Genomic DNA, 14,531 nt, shown 5'->3' on the forward strand with positions numbered 1-14,531 from the left:
TGGGCATGGGTGAAAGGCACGGACCCTGCCGGTCCGTTCCTGGGTAGGCGCCGACGGTGCCCCGCGGCGTGATGATGGAAAACGGCGGATCGCTACGCTGCGCCCACCTTGCGTTCGATCACGGATTCAAGCTGCGCCGTCGTCGACCGCAACTGGGCCTTGATCTTGCCGGCGGGGATGGGCTCCGCCGCCGTCGATCCGTAATCCTTGGGCAGGATGTCGTGGATGTCGAAGCCGTCGGGCACGCTTTCGATGTCGAAATCGGCGTCGCTGAGATTCAGGTACTTGAGCGCCGCGTTGGTCCAGGCGAACAGCCAGAATTGGAAATAGCCGAACCAGTTGGGGACTTGTTTGCGCCGCGAAAAGGCCATGCCGAAACCCTTGAGCGCGTAGTAGACCCGCTTCGGGTTCAAGGAGAACCGGGTCAGGCGCTGGGTCAGTTGCAGCAAAGCCCGCCAGTTCTTGAACACCATCTTGAGGAACAGGCCCGTGTTGCCGAAACCCTGGCCCTCGATGGGCACATGGTGGCCCTCGGCCTGCAGGTTGAAGAACGCCTTGAGCCGTTCGTACTGATAGGCGCCGTCCGTGAACACGTCGACGAAATGCTTGTAGCCGTCGATCATGGTCCGGCGGGGCAAAAGGTATTTGATGTTGGTCTGGTACTTGTAGCCGCCCAGCCCGAAACGCACGTCGCGCAGACGGTTCGACAGCTTCATGCGGCGGTACAAGGGCGTGCCCGGCAGGGCGGTCAGCAGCGACGGGTCGCCGGACAACAGTGCCGCGTCGGTCAGGCCTTTCAAGGTGATGTCGAAGCAGTCTTCGTCGTCACTGTCGAAGCCGAAGATCAGGCCGCCGACGATGATGAAGCCGCGCGATTGGATTTCACGCACCACCTGGGTCAGTTCGGTCGACGAATTCTGCACCTTGGCCGTTTCCAGAAGCGAATTCTTGGAAAAGCTTTCGATGCCGATGAACAGCATGTCGAAGCCGGCGCGGCGCATCTTGTCCATCAATTCCGGATGGTTGTTCAGGTTGATGGTCAGCCAGGTATAGAGCGAGGGCGTATGGCCGGTCCTGGCCTTCCACTCGAGGATTTTGTCGATCACAAGTTCAGCCCAGCGCGGCTCGCCGATGAAATTGTCGCAGGCGAACAGGATCTGTGACACGCCGAGCGAGCACAGATGGTCCAGTTCCTCGACGATCAGGTCGGCCGACTTGTTATGGGGCCGGTTGTTGTCGTCCATGATGCGGATGTCGCAGAATTCGCAGAGGAACGGGCAGCCGCGGGAGACCTCGATCACCGCGCCGTAATAGCGCGAGATCGTCGCGTCCATCAGGCCCCGGTGCATGGGCTTGGCGCGGGATATTTCGAACCGGCCGGGCGATTTGATGAGATGCTCCATGGGCTGGCCGTCGCGCACGTCCTGGATCAACTGGGCGATGCAGGCCTCGCCGTCGCCGATGAACACATGGTCGAAATTCTCAAACCGGTCGAGGGTGCCCGCCTGATCGAAGGACCAGGCCAGGGGGCCGCCGACGATGGAGCGCGCCTTGGGGAACCGGGTCTTCAACTGGCCGCGGATCCGCTCCATGAACGGGGCGTCCTGGTTGATGCCGCTGAACAGGTAGATGTCGGCTTCGGGAATGTCCTCGACCTTCTGAACCCGGGTGTCGTGGAGCATCAAGTCCACGTTCAGGTCGTCGGGGATGTGCGCGGCCAGGGTATAGGCCCAGACGGGCATGAAGATGGCGCCGTAGGTCTGGGTGTTGGAATAGACCGGATCCGGCGCATGCACGAACATCACGCGGAGCGGCGCGTTGGTCGCGCGGTCGGCGGCAGTCGTGTGGCCTGATGTGGTCATGTCTTCCCCGATTTCATGTGCGCGCTTTGCATTATATTGGAATTCGGCGCGATTCTCCCGACTTATTAGCAGAGGAGAGGCAAGACCGGCAAAGCCTCAGTCGCCGTCACGGGGGCGTTTGGGCGACGTCTGAATGTCGAAATTGATGGCCTGGACCAGGAACTGTACCCCCAGAAGGATCGCGAGCGTTGCAATCATGATGGTGCCCATGCTCGACGTCACGCCGGTTTCCGCCGCTTCCCACCACTTGATCCCGCCGAAGATCAGGCCGAATGCGGTCAGCACCGTGCCCGCCGTCAGGTAGAACGACCCCAGCGAAAAATCGTAGAGGAAGTATTTGAACAGGATGCGTTTGCCCATGCCGCGGATCAGCCGATAGATGAAGACGGGCATGATCGACGGGATGTGCAGCGAGCTTTGCTCGTCCCCGTAGCGCGCGGGGATGGCCACGTCCTCGGCCACGGCGCCGATGATGTTGAGGCGGATCAGCATGTCCGATTCGAAGAAATAACCGTCCGACACCCGGTCAAGCTCCAGACGCTCCAGCGCGTCGCGGTTGATCGCCGTATAGCCGTTGGTCGGGTCCATCATCTGCCAGTATCCCGACGCGGCCTTGACCAGGAAGGTCAGCACGCTGTTGCCGAACAGGCGCACGCGGGGCATCTGTCGCAGCGCCTTCAGGTCGCGGAACCGGTTGCCCTTGGTGTAGTCGGCGCGGTCCGCCAGGATCGGCTTCAACAGCGCCTTCAAATAGGCCGGGTCCATCTGGTCGTCGGCATCCATCTTGACCACGATGTCGAAGCCGTCGGCCAGGGCCTGGCGGTAGCCGGTCTTCACCGCAGCCCCCACGCCGCCGTTCTGCTGCCGGCGCAGAACCATGACCCGGTTATCCCCGGCCGCCTTGGCCGCGTCGCCGGAATGTTCCGGGCAGGCATCGTCAACCACGTAGATGCGTTTAACCCAATCCGGCACGCCCCGGATCACCGTGGCGACCTGGGCAGCGGCCCGATAGGCGGGAATTACGACGGCGACTTTGTTGTCTTCCGGCACCTGAAATCCGTTCTTTCGCCCTTGTTCACGCCCGGGGCCCGTTTCAGGGGCCTTTCGGATAGTCGCAAGGTTGCGCTAAAACCATTAAAACTTCGTCGATCTTAAAATACCACCTAGACCACCAGCCCAGGAAAATCCATGACCTCCACCACGCCCACTCACCCGGAAATCCGGGAATCCGTTGCTGCCCTCTGCCGGGATTTCCCCGGCGAATACTGGCGCGAGAAGGACCGCAATGACGCCTATCCCACCGAATTCGTCACGGCCCTGACCGAGGCCGGCTTCCTCGCCTGCCTGATTCCTGAGGAATACGGCGGGTCCGGCCTGGGCCTGTCCGAGGCCGCTGCGATCATGGAGGAAATCCACAAGTCCGGCTGCAGCGGCGGTGCCTGCCACGCCCAGATGTACATCATGGGCGCGCTGTTGCGCCACGGCGACGAGGAGAAAAAGCGCCGCTATCTGCCCGAGATCGCGTCCGGCGCCCTGCGCCTGCAGGCTTTCGGCGTGACCGAGCCTACGTCCGGCACGGACACCACGCGCATCCGCACCACGGCGCGGCGCGACGGCAACGAATGGGTCATCAACGGCCAGAAGGTGTGGACGTCGCGCGCCGAACATTCCGATCTGATGTTGCTGCTGGCCCGCACCACGCCCCGCGAAGAGGCGGCCAAGCCGCACCAGGGCATGTCCATCTTCCTGGTCGACATGCAGAAGGCCAAGGGCAACGGCCTGACCATCCAGAAGCTGGAAGCCATGGTCAACCATGCGACCACGGAAATCTTCTTCGACGATCTGCGCATTCCCGCCGACGCCCTGATCGGCGAGGAAGGGCGCGGGTTCTACTACGTCCTCGACGGCATGAACGCCGAACGCATCCTGATTTCCGCCGAAGCCATCGGCGACGCCCGCTGGTTCATCAAGAAGGCCCGCGACTATGCCGTCGATCGACGGGTGTTCGATCGGCCCATCGGTCAGAATCAAGGCGTCCAGTTCCCCATCGCCCGCTGCTACGCGGAGACGGAGGCCGCGGCCCTCATGGTGCAGAAGGCGGCGGAAACCTTCGACGCCGGTGAAGAAGTCGGGGCCATGGCCAACATGTGCAAGTTGCTGGCCTCGGAAGCGACCTGGCACGCCGCCGATACCTGCCTGCAAACCCACGGTGGGTTCGGCTTCGCCCGTGAATACGATGTGGAGCGCAAGTTCCGTGAGACGCGCCTGTTCCAGACCGCGCCGATCTCGACCAACCTCATCCTCTCCTACATCGCCGAGCATGTCCTCGACATGCCGCGCTCCTTCTAAGCAGAAAGACCACACCTATGGACGACATCGACCCCAACGCGCCTTTGGACATGGACCACCTGCGGTCCTGGATCGGCAAGACCCAGGAACTGACGGACACCATCGGCGCCTTCCCGGTGCGCGCCCTGGCCGCCACCATCGACCGCGCCGACACCGCACCCCAGGACGGCGAGGCCCTGCCGCCGTCGGCTCATTGGCTGTATTTTCTGGAAACGCCGCAGCATTCGGAACTGGCGTTTGACGGCCACGCCAAGAAAGGCGGGTTCCTGCCGCCGGTGCCGCTGCCGCGCCGCATGTGGGCGGGCGGGCGCATCTGGTTCAAGGAAGCGCTCCGCATCGGTGACAAGGCGACGCGGCTGTCCACGGTCAAGGACGTGACCTTCAAGGAAGGCAAATCCGGGCGGCTGGTCTTCGTGCTGGTCGAACATCGCATCCAGGCCGGCGGCCAGGACGTGATTGTCGAGGAACACGACATCGTCTACCGCGACGAAGCCGCCCCCGACGCGCCGCCGCCGCCGCCGCCCAAGCCCGCCCCCGAAGGAGCCGTTTGGGAACGTCGCGTGCTGCCGGACGAGGCCATGCTATTCCGCTACTCAGCACTTATTTTCAACGCCCACCGTATTCACTACGACCGCGAATTTACGCAGAACGACGAAGGTTATCCGAATTTGATCGTCCACGGCCCCCTGATCGCGAGTTTGCTGATGGACCTGGGCGCGCGTGAAATGGCCAAGCAGGGCAAGCGCATGACCCGCTTCGCCTACCGGGCCGTCCGGCCCAGCTTTACCGACGGCCGCGCCATGACCTTCCAGGGCAAGCCGACAGGGGACAGCGCCGCCGACCTTTGGGCGTTGGATCAGGACAACTGGCTTGCCATGCAGGCCGACGCCGATTTCGAGGATGCGTAACATGACGAACAAGCAAAGCCCCGCCGCGCTGAACGGCGTTCGCGTCATCGATATCGCGACCTTCATCGCGGGACCCTATGCGGGCACGATCCTGAGTGAATTCGGCGCCGAGGTCATCAAGGTCGAACAGCCCCACAAGGACGGGCAGGGCGGTGGCGATCCCTGGCGGCGTTACGGGACCAAGACGGCACGAGAGGATTCGACCCTCGCCTGGCTGACCGAGGCCCGCAACAAGCAGGCCGTGACCCTCAACCTGCGGGAGGCCGAGGGCCAGGATCTGCTGAAAAAACTGGTCGCCGACGCCGACGTGCTGATTGAGAATTTCCGCCCCGGCACCCTGGAACGCTGGGGCCTGGGGCCGGACGTGCTGTGGGCGATCAATCCCGGCTTGGTGATCCTGCGGGTTACCGGCTACGGCCAGACCGGCCCCTACAAGGACCGGCCCGGATTCGCCCGTATCGGCCATGCGGTGGGCGGGCTGACCTATCTTTCGGGCAAGCCCGGGGAAATTCCGGTGACGCCGGGCTCGACCTCGCTCGGCGATTACATGACCGGCATGTACGGCGCCATCGGCATCATGATGGCCCTGCGTCATCGCGACGCCACCGGCGAGGGCCAGGTCATCGACGCTGCCCTTTATGAAAGCGTGTTTCGCGTGCTCGACGAACTGGCCCCGGCCTATGCCGCCCAGGGCACCGTGCGCGAGCCCGAGGGAACGGGTACCCTCAACGCTTGCCCGCACGGGCATTTCCCTTGCGGTGACGGCAAGTTCCTGTCCATCGCCTGCACCACGTCCAAGATGTTCGAACGCCTGACCCAAGGCATGGGCCGCCCGGATTTGTGGGACCTCTACGGCGATCAGGCGGAGCGCCTGAAGCACCGAGACACCGTGATTGAGGAAGTCACCAACTGGTGCCTGTCCATGACCCGCGAACAGGTCATGGAAAAATGCATCGGCGCCGAAGTTCCGGCCGGGCCGATCAATTCCATTGCCGACATCTTCGAAGACCCGCATTTCCGCGCCCGTGATCAGCTTGTCACGATCGACGATCCGGAAGTCGGTGAGGTGACGATCCCCGGTGTAATCCCGAAGCTGTCCAAGACGCCGGGGCAGATCAAGTCCCTCGGCAAGGGGCTGGGGGCGTCCAACGCGGACGTCTACGGCAAGCTGCTGGGCTTGTCAGAGGCCGACCTGGCGGACCTGAAGGCGCGCGGGATTATCTAGCCGTCCCGTAATCCCCGTTGCCGCCTGGACCGATTTCGGCGACTGTTTCCCGGCCGCGTCCTGCGGTGCCTTGGGGGAGGATACGACCATGTTCACGTTGTTCTACGCGCCGGATACATGCGCGCTGGCGACCTTGATTGCGTTCAAGGACGCGGGGCTGAAGGCGGGGGACGGTTATGCGCTGCGCCGTGTCGATTTTAAGCGCCTGGAGCAGCGCTCGCCGGAATACTTGGCCGTCAATCCCAAGGGTCGGGTGCCCGCCCTGGTCACGCCAAGGGGCATCCTGACGGAAACCCCGGCCATGCTCGCCTTCGTCGCGCAAAGCTTCCCTCAGGCCAATCTGGCGCCGCTTGAGGATCCCTTCGCCTTCGCCGAACTGCAGGCCTTCAACAGTTTTATCTGCTCGTCCCTGCATGTCGCCCATGCCCATCGCATGCGTGGCCACCGCTGGGTCGATGAAAACGATCAGGCAGCGATCACGGCCATGCAGAAGAAGGTGCCCGAGTCCGTCGGTGCCTGTTACGACCTGATCGAGGCGGGCATGCTCAAGGGCCCCTGGGTGATGGGTGATGCCTATACCATCGCCGATCCCTATCTGTTCACCATCGCGCAATGGCTGGAACAGGACGGCGTCGATCCCGCGCGCATCCCCAGGATCGTCGATCACCGCGCGCGCATGGCGGCGCGGGCCAACGTGAAAGCGGCCATCACGGAAGAAAACGCCTGATCCCTGGGGGGGAGCTGCATTGTGATTGAACGCAAGAGCCGGGAAGACGACCCGTTCCGATACGGGCATCACCGATACCGGGTACACCTGTCCGCGAGAGAAACATGACACAAGGCCAACCGCCCCGTTCCATGAACGGTCCCGAATGGGGGCAGTTGGTGTTTCTGTCCGTGCTGTGGGGCGGGGCATTCTTTTTCGTCGGGGCCGCCGTGCGCGAGGTTCCGCCGCTGACGGTCGTGTTCGCCCGGGTGTTCCTGGCGGCGCTGCTGCTGTTGCCGCTGTTTTTCCGCTATGGCCATCATCTGCCGCGCGGATGGGCGGCCTGGCGGCCCTTCTGCATCATGGGGATGCTGAACAACGTCCTGCCGTTCGGCCTGTTGTTTTTCGGGCAGACGCAGGTGACAGTGGGCCTCGCCTCGATCATCAACGCCATGACGCCGCTGTTCACGGTTCTCGTCATGGCGGGTTTCGGGGTGGAGCGGCTGACGGCGCTCCGCGTCATCGGGGTCGTCCTGGGTATCCTCGGCGTGGTGGTTCTGCGGGGCGGCGGGGCCGCCGACGCGGGGCAGACCCTCGGCATCGGCCTGTGTCTGGCGGCCACGGTCAGCTATGCCTTCGCGGGCCTGTGGGGCCGCCGCCACCTGGGCGGGGTGCCGCCGCTGAAATCGGCGACCTGTCAGCTGATCTGTTCCAGCCTCGTCATGGCCGTGGTCGCCGGCCTGTGGGACCGGCCATGGGAGCTGCCCTTGCCGGCGCCGGCGACATTGGGTGCGATCGTCGGCCTGGCCGCGTTCGGCACGGCGCTCGCCTATATCGTGTTCTTCCGCCTGCTGGTCAGCGCCGGGGCCAGCAATGTCATGCTGGTCACCCTGCTGATCCCGGTGACGGCGATGGCTTTGGGCATTCTGTTCCTGGGCGAAACGATGCATCCCCGGGAACTGGCGGGAGCGGCGGTGATCGGCCTCGGCCTTGTGTTTATCGACGGTCGCCTGCTGCGCCGTCCGGGGGCTGCCGGTCGGCCAGGGCGGTGACCTTTTGTTCGATGCGGTCGACCTGCATCGCCAGCTTGCGGATGATCTCGTCCTGTTCGGCCTGATGCTGCTCCGCGTCGACGGCTGCCGCGTCGTGCATGGAATTGACGATGATCGCGATGAACAGGTTGAGGACGGCAAAGGTGACGATCAGGATGAACGGCACGAAGAACGCCCAGGCGAAGGGGTGGACCTCCATCACCGGACGGACGATACCCATGGACCAGGATTCCAGGGTCATGATCTGGAACAGGGAATAGGCCGATTCCCCGATGGTGCCGAACCAGGCGGGGAAATCGCCGCCGAACAGCTTGGTCGCCATGACGGCGGCGATATAGAACACCAGGCACAGCAGGGCGAGGACCGAGCTCATGCCCGGCACGGCCTCCAGCAAGGCCTGGATCACTACGCGCATCTTGGGCACGGCGGAGACAAGGCGAAGTGCGCGCAGCACGCGAAGTGCGCGCAGCACGGTCATGCCCTCCGTCACCGGCATCAAGGATATGCCGACGATCACGAAGTCGAAGATATTCCAGGCGCTGCGGAAAAACCCAAGCCGATAGACCACGAGTTTGATCGAAAGTTCGGCAACGAAAATGGCGACCGCGATGTGATCGAGCAGGCGCAGGATGTCCCCGGCGGCGGCCATCGCCGTGGGCGAGGTTTCCAGGCCAAGGACGATGGCGTTGAAGATGATGACGGCGATGATCACGCGGCGGGTCGCCTCGGCCTCGATGAAGGCCTGCAGGCGGCCCAGGGCGCCCGCCGGGCGCTGGTCCAGGGTATCGGTCGATGCGTCGGACATATGTGGGCGTCGCCTTAGGAATATCGTTGATGGGAGTAGGTGGCCCTCTTTGCGGCAGCCGCGCCCAAGATAGGATCGGCGCGCATTTCCTTCAAGCGGCCATCAACGCCTGTGTCGGCGATGGCACGAAACGGGCGGCTTCTCCTTGCGGGGAAGCCATGCCATTGTATACAAAACGTCCACCAGAAAACCGCCAATAAAGGGAGGCTTCCAAATGGAACCCAAAATCATCCGCGCCGGCGATCGGCAAACCAAGATCGCTCCGGCCCATAATTTCGTCGGTCAGGTCCTGCATGAAAGCGTGTTCGCCGAGGAAGCGCCGTCGCGGCTGCGTGTGTCGCGCGTCACCTTCACGCCCGGCGGGCGCACCAACTGGCACACCCATGCGGTGGGGCAGATTCTTTACGTGCTGTCGGGTTCGGGCCGCTACCAGCTGGAAGGCCAGGCGGTCGAGGAAATCAACGCCGGCGACACGGTCGTCATTCCGCCCAATGCCCGCCATTGGCATGGTGCCGCGCCGGACAGCATGATGTGCCACCTCGCCCTGTCCGAAGCCGACGATCAGGGCAATGGCGCGACCTGGTTGGAGCCTGTCGATGACAAGGACTTCATGCAGGAACCGGCGTAACCACGTTTGACGTATTCAAAAAGTTGAGTTGCGAACGGGCCCCTCGCGGGCCCGTTCGTATTAGCGTTCGACCGTTATCTGTGGCGTGTCGCCGACCAACTTGCCGGTCCGGCGCCAGCGGTCAAGCTGGTCGCGGCGCTTTTCGGCGAAGGTGACGTCGCGGGTGGCGCGATCCAGGTCGCGCATCTTTTCCGCGCGCTGCACTTCCATCTCGGCGATTCGTTGGGCGACCACGGCCTCCAGGTGCACGCCGCGGCGTTTCTGATAACGCCAGTCGTCGAGATCGGTGCGCCGCCGGTCGGTGTCGCCCAGTGCCCGCATGTCCAGACGTTCGTTCCGGCGCTTTTCCTTGAGCAGGCCGTTCAAGCGTGCGGTGCGGCCGGTGTCGACGGCGACCAGGGTGGTCTCGCGGGATTCATCCCCGTCCGTCCCGGCGTCCTTCTTGGCTTGACGGGTTTCGCCGTCACCCCGGTTCAGGCGGTTCCAATAGCTCAGCACCTTGATGCGGTAGGGACGGAAGTTTTCCGGCGTTTGGGAATGGTACTGGCCGGCTGCGGTCAGCCAATTGCGGGTCTGGTCATATTTGGCCTTCAGGAACTTGGCCGCATAGGCCGCGTTGGCGGCGGGATCAAAGGCATGGTCCAGGGTCTCGAAGGCGTTCCAGTGGTAATGCATGTTGATCTGCATGCAGCCGACGTCGATGTTGCGGACCCCTTGGCTCAACAAAATTTCAACCTCGGCGCGGGCTTCGGCCTTGGTCGCGAAATAGCGGCCCTTGCCCTGGGATGTCACGGTCCAGGGCCAGGCAAAATTTTCCCCGCTTTCCTTATCGAAACGGCCCGACTCCGTCAGCGCGATGGCGGCCAGAAGATTGGCCGGAATGCCCTCGCGCCGTTCCACGGCGCGCGCCGCCTGGAGACAGACTTCGTCAGTATTTTCAGATGCTTGTCCGCGCGCGGCCAAGGCGTCCGGGGCCCATCCAAGACCCCAGGCCAAAAGCCAGCAAAGGAACAAGCGCGTTTGCCACGCCATGATTATTCTCCCGTTCTAGGCCAAGGCGTCGCAAGGGGCGTGCCAGGAACGGGCAAAAAATTTGACTGTAAAAACAATATGTTATCAGGTCGTCGTGCGTTGCCTGGGCGGCGGCATTTGCCGGGGGCGAAAAAAATGCCGAGGGCGGTATTTTTTTGTTTGCACCTGCGAACAAAGCCACGTATATATTGCATCGCAGCATGCGGGAGACGGATCCTCCCAGACGGTCTTCCGCACCTGCCTTTACTTGGATGTTTCCTCCCAACGACTCGGGCCGTGTCTCTGACACGGCCCTTTTTTTTGCCTGCGCCGATTGTTCATTAATGAGAAAATGCTAACAAAGTCCGGGACTTAGTCTTCGGGCAAGGAATCCCCGCCGTCGCCGAGCGCCAGCTGCATGGTCACCGAGTCGAGCCAGCGCCCGAACTTGAATCCGATGTTGCGGATGACCCCGACCTCGCGGAAGCCCATTTTGCGGTGCAAACTAATTGAGCCCGCATTTCCCGAATCCCCGATCACCGCGATCATCTGCCGATAGCCCTCGGCGGTGCAGCGACGGATCAGCTCCGCCAGCAGTTTCTGGCCGACGCCGCGGCGATGGGCGTCCTCGGCGACATAGACCGAATCCTCCACCGTATAGCGATAGGCCCGGCGCGGCCGATAGGCCCCGGCATAGGCGTATCCCAGCACCCGCCCGGCGTCCTCGGCCAGGATATAGGGGTATCCGGCGTCGACCACGGCGGCGCGGCGGCGGATCATCTCGGCGACATCCGGCGGATCGTATTCGAAGCTGCCGCCGCCGGTCGCCACATGATGGGCGTAGATGTCGCGGATCGCGGCCATGTCGGCCTCGGTGGCGTCGCGGACTTGGATGGTGTCGGATGTGCTCATCGCGGTGTTGTTCCTGGGGCGGGCTTATTCCGCCGCTTCCGGCAGGACCAGCCGCCGCGCCCCGGCGCAAAGCTGCGCCATGAAATCGTCAAGGCGGGCGGTGATCCCGGCCATTTCCGGCTTGGGCGCGATGGCTGTCTCGTCCAGGTAAAGGGCGCGGTTGAGTTCGATCTGCAGGACATGAACGCCCGCCCGGGGGCGACCGTAATGGCGGGTGGTATAGCCGCCGGCATAGGGCCGGTTGCGGGTCACGGAAAAGCCCAGTTCCCTGAGCAACCGTTCCGCCAGGGCTGTCATCGCCGGCGCGGCGGCGGTGCCGTGGCAATCGCCCAGAATGATATCGCCCAGGGGATGGTCATTGCGGGTGCCGGTCACGTTGGACGGCATGGAATGGCAATCGACCAGAAGACAGCCGCCGAAAGCCTGGCGCGTGTCGTCGATCAGGCCCATGAGTGCCTTGTGATAGGGCCGGTGGGTGTCCTCGATACGCCGGCGGGCCTCGGCGAAGGTCAGGGGATGGCTGTAGATTTCCTCACCGTTGGCGACCACGCGGGCGATGGTGCCAAGCCCCGCCGCGATGCGCGGCGAGCGGGTCACCACATAGTCTGGCAGGGCGCCTGAGAACATGCGGGGGTCGAGCTCATAAGCCTCGCGGTTGGCGTCCACATAGGCGCGCGGGAAATTGGCGCGAATCAGGGGCGCGCCGAAATCGGGGGCACGGCGGAACAATTGGTCAACGAAGGCGTCTTCCGAGCGGCGCAGCGCCGTCGCGTCCAAACAGGATTGTTCGACGAAGTCGGGGGTGTAATTGCGGCCCGAATGGGGGGAGGCGAACACCACGGGGGCGGTCTGCGCGTTGGGGCGGAAAATGTCGATAGGCCGGGCCGGGGTTTGGGGCCCGGCCGAGGCGGCGGACGAGGTACCGCCCGTGCCGTCTTCGTTTTGGCCTGCGTCCCGGCCTTTATCCATGTAATCGCGCCCCGTCGGCTGCTTCGACACACCCCATAATTTGTTAGCCTCCCGGCGCGGGGGGCGCAATGGTTTCTTGCGGTTGACGGCCTTGGGGCAGGCGGCGATCGGGGATCGTCACAAAGCCCGACCGCGGGCCTTGCCAAGCGGGGTCGAAGGCATTAAAACCCCCTTCTCTTGGCCGCCCCGATACGGGGCGGGGCCGGGACGGGCGCGTAGCTCAGCGGGAGAGCACCTCGGTGACATCGAGGGGGTCGTAGGTTCAATCCCTACCGCGCCCACCATCTAACACTCAAAAACGCCCCCTTCGGGGCGTTTTTTGTTACCGCATCGGCGCGCTAAATCCTGTCCCTACGCCCCTCGATTGGGTAGAAGACGCCTATGATCATCCTCTCCCTCCACACCGGCTATCACGACGGAACGGCGGCGCTGCTCGACGGCTACAATCTGGTCGCGGCGGTGCAGCTGGAGCGCCTGACCCGCAAGAAGGGCGACGGCGGCGGGATTCCCGAGGCGGCCATGGACGAGGTCCTGGCCATCGCCGGGCTGACGCGCAGGGATGTCGATGTGGTGGTGCTGTCCCGTGCGTCCTTCCCTGCGCGCTATTTCAAGTCGAACGCCCTGAAAACGGCGGAATACGCGTTTCACAAGATCATCGGCCATGAAAAGCTGAAGGATATGTGCGCGCAGATGCAGCAGCGCGGCGAGGGCGAGCCGGCGAAGCTGTTCCGCGAGGAAATGTTCCGCGCCGACTTCGGCTTCAAGGAAGGCGTGAAGATCGCCTATTCCAACCACCACATGTCCCATGCGCTGTCGGCCCTGTTCTACACGGATTGGGACGATGGGCTGCTCTATACCGCCGACGGTTGCGGCGACAACGTGCATTATTCCCATCGAATCCTGAAAGACGGCCGGCTCGACTGCCTGTTCGGCGGCGAGAACATGACGCTCCAGCCCCGGCGCGTGGATAGCCTGGGCCTCGCCTACGGCTTCACGACCCAGGCCCTGGGCTACCGGATGAACCGCCACGAGGGCAAGCTGACGGGCCTGGCCGCCTTCGGCGAGCCGGCGCAGGCGGATGCCCTGGGCCGCCATTTCAACGTCGATGCGGCGGGCGTCATCTGGTCCGATTTCGATTCCGACGCCGCCATGCGCGACGAGATCCAGAAACTCGCCAAGGGGGCGGAGCCCGCCGACATGGCGGCCTCGGTCCAGAAGGTGCTGGAGGACACGGTCTTGGCCTCCGTCCGCGCGATCCTCAAGCGTCACCCCGTGCGCCGCATCGGCCTGGCCGGCGGCGTGTTCGCCAACGTGCGTCTTAACCGGCTGCTTTGCGAGGAAACGGATACGGATGAAATCTTCATCTTCCCCGGCATGGGCGACGAAGGCATCACCGTGGGCGGCGCGTTGCAGTATCTGTTGGAGCAGGACGGGCTTGATGCCTGGCTGAAGCAGCGGCGGCGGTTGTCCTCGGTCTATCTGGGCCGCGATTACAACGCCGACGCCGATCAGGTGCTGGCCGCCAACGGGGTGCTCAAGCGGATCGACGGCAACCCGGCGGACCGGGCGGCGGAATTGATCGCGTCGGGCAAGGCCGGGGCGATCTATGACGGGCGCATGGAATTCGGGCCACGGGCCTTAGGCGCGCGCTCGATCCTTGCCAATCCGGCGGACGCGGAGATCAATGCGTCGCTCAACGCCAGACTTCAGAGAACCGAATTCATGCCCTTCGCCCCCTATGTGGCGGAGGAAGACGCAGACAGCGTGTTCGATATCACCAAGGCCAACCGCTACGCCGCCAGTTTCATGACCATTACCACCGCCGTGAAGCCGGAATGGCATAAGCGCATCCCCGCCGTGGTCCATGTCGACGGCACGGCCCGGCCGCAGGTCGTCCGCCGCGCGGAAAATCCCCTCTATGCCGATATCCTGTCGTCGTTCAAGGCGAAGACGGGTCTGCCGGTGCTGATCAACACGTCGTTCAACGCCCATGAAGAGCCGATCATCAATACGCCCGCCGAATGCCGCCGGGCGCTGGTCGATGATCGGGTCGATTTCGTGGTCACGGGGCAGGCGGTTTACACCCGTAACTCTGCTTGACGGC

Annotated in this window: 13 protein-coding genes and 1 tRNA gene; 8 read left to right on the forward strand and 6 right to left on the reverse strand. The window is 63.7% G+C overall.

The window, feature by feature from the left end; all coding sequences use genetic code 11:
* Positions 1-92: 92 nt before the first annotated feature.
* Entirely contained in the window at positions 93-1,862 is a 1,770-nt protein-coding gene (locus tag KFF05_03060) for a B12-binding domain-containing radical SAM protein (protein ID UTW52371.1), read from the reverse strand.
* Positions 1,863-1,958: 96 nt separating this feature from the next.
* On the reverse strand, positions 1,959-2,912 hold the full coding sequence (locus tag KFF05_03065) for a glycosyltransferase family 2 protein (protein UTW52372.1): 954 nt from the start codon (positions 2,910-2,912) through the stop codon (positions 1,959-1,961).
* Positions 2,913-3,050: 138 nt separating this feature from the next.
* Here KFF05_03065 and KFF05_03070 point away from each other — a divergent pair, with 138 nt between their 5' ends.
* The 5 genes from KFF05_03070 to KFF05_03090 all read left to right on the forward strand — a co-directional run bounded on the left by KFF05_03070 (position 3,051) and on the right by KFF05_03090 (position 8,102).
* On the forward strand, positions 3,051-4,211 hold the full coding sequence (locus KFF05_03070) for an acyl-CoA/acyl-ACP dehydrogenase (GenBank protein ID UTW52373.1): 1,161 nt from the start codon (positions 3,051-3,053) through the stop codon (positions 4,209-4,211).
* Positions 4,212-4,228: 17 nt separating this feature from the next.
* Positions 4,229-5,119, forward strand: a complete 891-nt coding sequence (locus KFF05_03075; protein UTW52374.1) for a MaoC family dehydratase N-terminal domain-containing protein — start codon at positions 4,229-4,231, stop codon at positions 5,117-5,119.
* A 1-nt stretch (position 5,120) separates the two neighbouring features.
* Complete coding sequence (locus tag KFF05_03080; GenBank protein ID UTW52375.1) at positions 5,121-6,344, forward strand: CoA transferase; 1,224 nt, start codon at positions 5,121-5,123, stop codon at positions 6,342-6,344.
* Positions 6,345-6,432: 88 nt separating this feature from the next.
* Positions 6,433-7,071, forward strand: a complete 639-nt coding sequence (locus tag KFF05_03085) for a glutathione S-transferase family protein (GenBank protein ID UTW52376.1) — start codon at positions 6,433-6,435, stop codon at positions 7,069-7,071.
* A gap of 131 nt (positions 7,072-7,202) precedes the next feature.
* Positions 7,203-8,102 (forward strand): DMT family transporter, encoded by a 900-nt coding sequence (locus KFF05_03090; GenBank protein UTW53561.1) that lies wholly within the window; start codon positions 7,203-7,205, stop codon positions 8,100-8,102.
* Here the strand turns inward: KFF05_03090 and KFF05_03095 are convergent.
* Positions 8,047-8,907 (reverse strand): ion transporter, encoded by an 861-nt coding sequence (locus tag KFF05_03095; protein ID UTW52377.1) that lies wholly within the window; start codon positions 8,905-8,907, stop codon positions 8,047-8,049. The two genes, KFF05_03090 and KFF05_03095, sit on opposite strands and share 56 nt — an antisense overlap.
* Positions 8,908-9,121: 214 nt before the next feature.
* Between KFF05_03095 and KFF05_03100 the strand changes: the two genes are divergently transcribed.
* Positions 9,122-9,535: a cupin domain-containing protein gene (locus tag KFF05_03100; GenBank protein UTW52378.1), complete on the forward strand. Its 414-nt coding sequence runs from the start codon at positions 9,122-9,124 to the stop codon at positions 9,533-9,535.
* 60 nt (positions 9,536-9,595) lie between these two features.
* Here the strand turns inward: KFF05_03100 and KFF05_03105 are convergent, their stop codons facing one another.
* The 3 genes from KFF05_03105 to KFF05_03115 all read right to left on the reverse strand — a co-directional run bounded on the left by KFF05_03105 (position 9,596) and on the right by KFF05_03115 (position 12,427).
* On the reverse strand, positions 9,596-10,567 hold the full coding sequence (locus tag KFF05_03105; protein ID UTW52379.1) for a transglycosylase SLT domain-containing protein: 972 nt from the start codon (positions 10,565-10,567) through the stop codon (positions 9,596-9,598).
* Positions 10,568-10,918: 351 nt separating this feature from the next.
* Positions 10,919-11,458 (reverse strand): N-acetyltransferase, encoded by a 540-nt coding sequence (locus tag KFF05_03110; protein ID UTW52380.1) that lies wholly within the window; start codon positions 11,456-11,458, stop codon positions 10,919-10,921.
* 24 nt (positions 11,459-11,482) lie between these two features.
* The gene (locus KFF05_03115) at positions 11,483-12,427 is read right to left on the reverse strand and encodes an N-formylglutamate amidohydrolase (GenBank protein UTW52381.1); all 945 of its coding nucleotides are present in this window, start codon (positions 12,425-12,427) and stop codon (positions 11,483-11,485) included.
* 209 nt (positions 12,428-12,636) lie between these two features.
* Here KFF05_03115 and KFF05_03120 point away from each other — a divergent pair.
* Positions 12,637-12,711: transfer RNA gene (locus KFF05_03120), tRNA-Val, on the forward strand.
* Between the two features lie 97 nt (positions 12,712-12,808).
* Positions 12,809-14,527, forward strand: coding sequence for a hypothetical protein (locus KFF05_03125; protein ID UTW52382.1), 1,719 nt, complete (start codon positions 12,809-12,811; stop codon positions 14,525-14,527).
* The last annotated feature ends 4 nt before the right edge of the window (positions 14,528-14,531 follow it).

The sequence above is a fragment of the bacterium SCSIO 12827 genome (assembly GCA_024397995.1).
Taxonomy (GTDB): domain Bacteria; phylum Pseudomonadota; class Alphaproteobacteria; order Rhodospirillales; family Casp-alpha2; genus UBA1479.

Bases quoted from the DNA above. Each gene is read 5' to 3' on its own strand.
- KFF05_03090 (UTW53561.1), top strand. From the start codon at position 7,203: ATGAACGGTCCCGAATGGGGGCAGTTGGTGTTTCTGTCCGTGCTGTGG.
- KFF05_03095 (UTW52377.1), bottom strand. From the start codon at position 8,907: ATGTCCGACGCATCGACCGATACCCTGGACCAGCGCCCGGCGGGCGCC.
- KFF05_03080 (UTW52375.1), top strand. From the start codon at position 5,121: ATGACGAACAAGCAAAGCCCCGCCGCGCTGAACGGCGTTCGCGTCATC.
- KFF05_03075 (UTW52374.1), top strand. From the start codon at position 4,229: ATGGACGACATCGACCCCAACGCGCCTTTGGACATGGACCACCTGCGG.
- KFF05_03125 (UTW52382.1), top strand. From the start codon at position 12,809: ATGATCATCCTCTCCCTCCACACCGGCTATCACGACGGAACGGCGGCG.
- KFF05_03100 (UTW52378.1), top strand. From the start codon at position 9,122: ATGGAACCCAAAATCATCCGCGCCGGCGATCGGCAAACCAAGATCGCT.
- KFF05_03115 (UTW52381.1), bottom strand. From the start codon at position 12,427: ATGGATAAAGGCCGGGACGCAGGCCAAAACGAAGACGGCACGGGCGGT.
- KFF05_03085 (UTW52376.1), top strand. From the start codon at position 6,433: ATGTTCACGTTGTTCTACGCGCCGGATACATGCGCGCTGGCGACCTTG.
- KFF05_03060 (UTW52371.1), bottom strand. From the start codon at position 1,862: ATGACCACATCAGGCCACACGACTGCCGCCGACCGCGCGACCAACGCG.
- KFF05_03110 (UTW52380.1), bottom strand. From the start codon at position 11,458: ATGAGCACATCCGACACCATCCAAGTCCGCGACGCCACCGAGGCCGAC.
- KFF05_03070 (UTW52373.1), top strand. From the start codon at position 3,051: ATGACCTCCACCACGCCCACTCACCCGGAAATCCGGGAATCCGTTGCT.
- KFF05_03105 (UTW52379.1), bottom strand. From the start codon at position 10,567: ATGGCGTGGCAAACGCGCTTGTTCCTTTGCTGGCTTTTGGCCTGGGGT.